Source organism: Myxococcus sp. CA039A (assembly GCF_013336645.1).
Lineage (GTDB): Bacteria > Myxococcota > Myxococcia > Myxococcales > Myxococcaceae > Myxococcus > Myxococcus llanfairpwllgwyngyllgogerychwyrndrobwllllantysiliogogogochensis.
Map to the genome: position 1 here is coordinate 1 of NZ_JABUMQ010000557.1, position 3,614 is coordinate 3,614.

The following is a 3,614-nucleotide window of genomic DNA, read 5'->3' on the forward strand; positions in this document are numbered from 1 at the left end:
ATGCCCGCCCGACTCGCCGAGCTGCTCGCCGGCCCCGCCGAGTCCCGCCCCGCCCTGCTGGACGTGCGCTTCCCGCATGAGCACGAGTACGTCGCGCTGCCGGACTCGGTGCTCATCCCCCTGCCGGAGCTGGACGAGCGCGCCGACGAGCTGGAGGCCCTGCGGGGCCGGCCCGTCGTCGTCTACTGCCACCACGGCGTGCGCAGCCTGGACGGTACGGCCTACCTGATGTCACGCGGACTGGAGGCCGTGTCGCTGCGAGGCGGCATCGACCTGTACTCGATTCAGGTGGACCCCTCGCTGCCCCGCTACTGAGGGGGCCCTCAGCCGAGGAACGCGGACAGGTCCTGCGTCTCGCGGTTGATGCTGTTGGGCTTGATGTCGACCTCGAAGTGGAACGGCTCCTTCAAGGGGCCGCCATTGAGCTCGAGCTTGTGCTTGCCCTCCATCAACTCAATCTTGAGGCCCTTGCCGTTGCCACCCTGGTAGATGCCGACGTCCTGGTCCCTGCGGCGCACGGTGATGTTGCGCACGCTGTCCGGCTTGAGCAGCAGCAGCAGACTCCCCCGGCGGAACTCCTGGGTGAGCACCTTGGCCTGACCCGGCTCGCCGAACGCCAGCGTGTCCGTGTCCTCCTTGTAGATGCCCTGCTGCTCGTTCTCCAGGATGAGAGTGTCCTGCAGGTGGGCGCCCGACACCAGCGTCAGCGGCGTCATGCCCAGCTCGGTGATGGGCTGCGAGCCGCCGCAGCCATTCGCATGGCGCACGGAGACCTTCACCCGCTCATTGGTGTTGATGGTGAGGCGCACGCCCTGCCCGTCCGACGCCGTGGCGCTGAGCACCGCGAGGATGGGCTTGTGGAAGATGGCCACCACCGCCAGCAACCCCACGATGAAGCCCAGCGTGGCCACGTTGCGCGTCGCCATGGTGCGGCGCGTGCGGCGCGAGTCGTCCGACAGCGCCCGGTCCACGTCGTCGTCCGGCCTCACGGCGGGCGCCGAGGAGAGCGAGACGCGCGAGCGCGACGGCGGGGGCACGGACATCTCCGCGCGGCTGGAGGTGCGGCGGCGAGGAGGCTGCTCGGGCGCGGACACCTGAGACTGCATGCCCGTGCGACGGCGCGGCGGAGGCTCCGGAGGCGGGAGCATGGTCCGCTCGTCGTCCTCGTCCTCCATGCGCGTGCGCTCGTCCAGGTCCAACGACGCGGACGTGCGGGAGCGCGGCGGCGGGGGCGCGTCCACGTCCACCACCGGCTGGGCGCGCGTCATGGAGCGGCGCGGCGGCGACGGAGGCGGCTCTCCGGGATTGGTGACGGCACTGCGCAGGTCCGAGCGGGAGCTGGTGCGCGCCACCTGGGTGACGTTCGCGTTGCTGGGCCGGCGCATCGAGTCCGACGTGCCACCCCGGCGACGCGGCGGCACGTCCAGGTCGCCCGAGGGCGCGTCCCACTCGCCCGGGTCCTCTTCCACCACCGGCTGCGCGGAGGCCCCCGTGCGACGCGGCGGCGGGGGCGGCGCGGAGCGCGAGGGGGCGGCGCGGCCTCCTCGCTCGCGGGGCGCGGAGGCTTCACCCGGAGGCGCATCCCAGCTCATGTCCGCGGACGACGGACGTCCCCGGCCCCGCTCCTGAGGGGGCGGCGTGGGAGGCACGGGCGAGCCCGAGTTGCCCGACGCGTCGTCGTCCACCGGGACGACCTGGCCCTGGACCTTCTCATCGGCCAGTCGGTCCGCGAAGAGCGTCTCCATCAGCTCGGAGATCTGCACCGAGCCCGCCACCCAGCGCTGGCCGACGAGGATTTCCTCCAGCGCCGTCTGGAACGTGCGCGCGTCCCGGTAGCGGTCGTCCGCGTTCTTGGTGACGGCCCGCATCACCACCGGGTCCATCTCCTCCGGGACGTCGGCCACCTGCGACGGCGGCTGGATGGCGCACTCCATGGCGGCCTGGAGCGTGGCCAGCTCCGAGTCCCGCTTGAGCGGGCGCACGCCCGTGAGCAGCTCGTAGAGCACCAGACCGATGGCGAAGATGTCCGCGCGCCCGTCCAGCGGCTTGCCGGCCGCCTGCTCCGGCGCCATGTACGCGAACTTGCCCTTGATGGCGCCCGACTTGGTCAGCGACGCCTGGTCCGCGGCCTTGGCGATGCCGAAGTCCACCAGCTTCACCGAGCCGTCGAAGCTGATGAGGATGTTCTGCGGCGAGATATCGCGGTGCACCACGCGCAGCGGCCGGCCCGCGTCGTCCGTGCGGCTGTGGGCGTAGTGCAGGCCCTCGCACGCCGCCGCGACGATGCGGATGGCCAGGGGGCGCGCTATCCACTGCCCCGCGCTGGCCGCCTTGCGCATGACCCGGCCCAGGTCCTCGCCGTGGATGAACTCCATGGCGATGTAGTAGGTGCCGTTGGCCTCGCCGAACTCGTAGACCTGCGCGATGTTCGGATGGTTGAAGCGCGCCGCGATGAGCGCCTCGTTCCGGAACATCTCCACGAATTCACGGTCCTCCGCCAGATGCGGAAGGATGCGCTTCACGACGAGGTTCTTGTGGAACCCCTCGATGCCCGACTGACGCGCCAGCCACACCTCGGCCATGCCGCCGGTGGCCAGCTTCTTCAGGAGCTGATATTTCCCGAATGATTGAGGGTTCATCCCGGTACTCTGGCCGGGGGAGTTGGCTCAGATGGAATGCGTCAGGGGTCGCCATCTTATGGGACAGCCGCCGCCGAGGCAAAGGTGGCGCGCACGGAATTCGCTCGGGGTGCTGATTGCCTGCCTGCTGGCGACGGGTGCGTTCGCAGCGACTCCGGGTGCGGATCAACTCCGCCTGGAGCGACGCGGCGACGTCATGGAGCTGCGCTGGGCGGATGCCGAGGAGCGCCTGCAGGGTACGCTTCACCCCGCCCTTCCCCGGGAGGGCCAGCCCGCGATGCTGTCGCTCCACGTGGGCGCGTTCGAGGGCGCCGAGTTCACCGGCCCCCTGACGCTGACCGTCCACTTGAAGGATTCGCCCGCCCAGGTGACGAAGACGCTGACGCGCGACGGCGTCAACTGGCACACCGAGCTGACCTTCGACGAGCCGGGCCTCTACGAGTTGGAGATCCGCTACCAGAACACGCACCTCAAGGTCCTGACGGGCTACGTCACCGTGGCCGCCCAGCCCCTGCCTCCGGAGTTGAGCTGGGGCCTGCTCGTCCTGGCTTCGGGCGCGGCGCTCGTCTGGGGTGTGCGGGGCGCGATGCGGAGGATGAAGGCCCCGGCCTCGCCCGCGGGCACGCCAGAAGCTGGCACGGCCCCCGCTTCCACGGTGACGGTGGAGTCTCCCGCGTCCACGGAGGCACGCGATTCCACCGTCCCGCCGCCGGATGCGGCGTCCAACCGGTAACTCCTTCTACCGGCTGATCGACATTCGTACAGGCCCGGCTGCCCTCGCGGTGGAACTTCCGTTCCCACCGAGGGCCATGTAACGCCCTGGTCACGACGTTTTCGCGCCCTGGCACACCCGCGCGCCGCCCACGCCGTCCTCCACCCGACGTTGTCGATTCGGGCACCGCAGTTGCACAAGCCCTCTGGCGGCTGCGATGGGGAGGCGGGGACATGGGCGGGTGGCGGTTGGATGATCTGGGG

At 70.6% G+C, this 3,614-nt stretch carries 3 protein-coding genes; 2 read left to right on the top strand and 1 reads right to left on the bottom strand.

Features of this window, described 5'->3' with window-relative positions; genetic code table 11:
* On the top strand, positions 1-315 hold the full coding sequence (locus tag HR086_RS45535) for a rhodanese-like domain-containing protein (protein ID WP_174468784.1): 315 nt from the start codon (positions 1-3) through the stop codon (positions 313-315).
* A gap of 8 nt (positions 316-323) precedes the next feature.
* Here the strand turns inward: HR086_RS45535 and HR086_RS45540 are convergent, their stop codons facing one another.
* Entirely contained in the window at positions 324-2,639 is a 2,316-nt protein-coding gene (locus tag HR086_RS45540; RefSeq protein ID WP_174468785.1) for a serine/threonine-protein kinase, read from the bottom strand.
* 109 nt (positions 2,640-2,748) lie between these two features.
* Here HR086_RS45540 and HR086_RS45545 point away from each other — a divergent pair, with 109 nt between their 5' ends.
* The gene (locus tag HR086_RS45545; protein WP_373564447.1) at positions 2,749-3,372 is read left to right on the top strand and encodes a hypothetical protein; all 624 of its coding nucleotides are present in this window, start codon (positions 2,749-2,751) and stop codon (positions 3,370-3,372) included.
* The last annotated feature ends 242 nt before the right edge of the window (positions 3,373-3,614 follow it).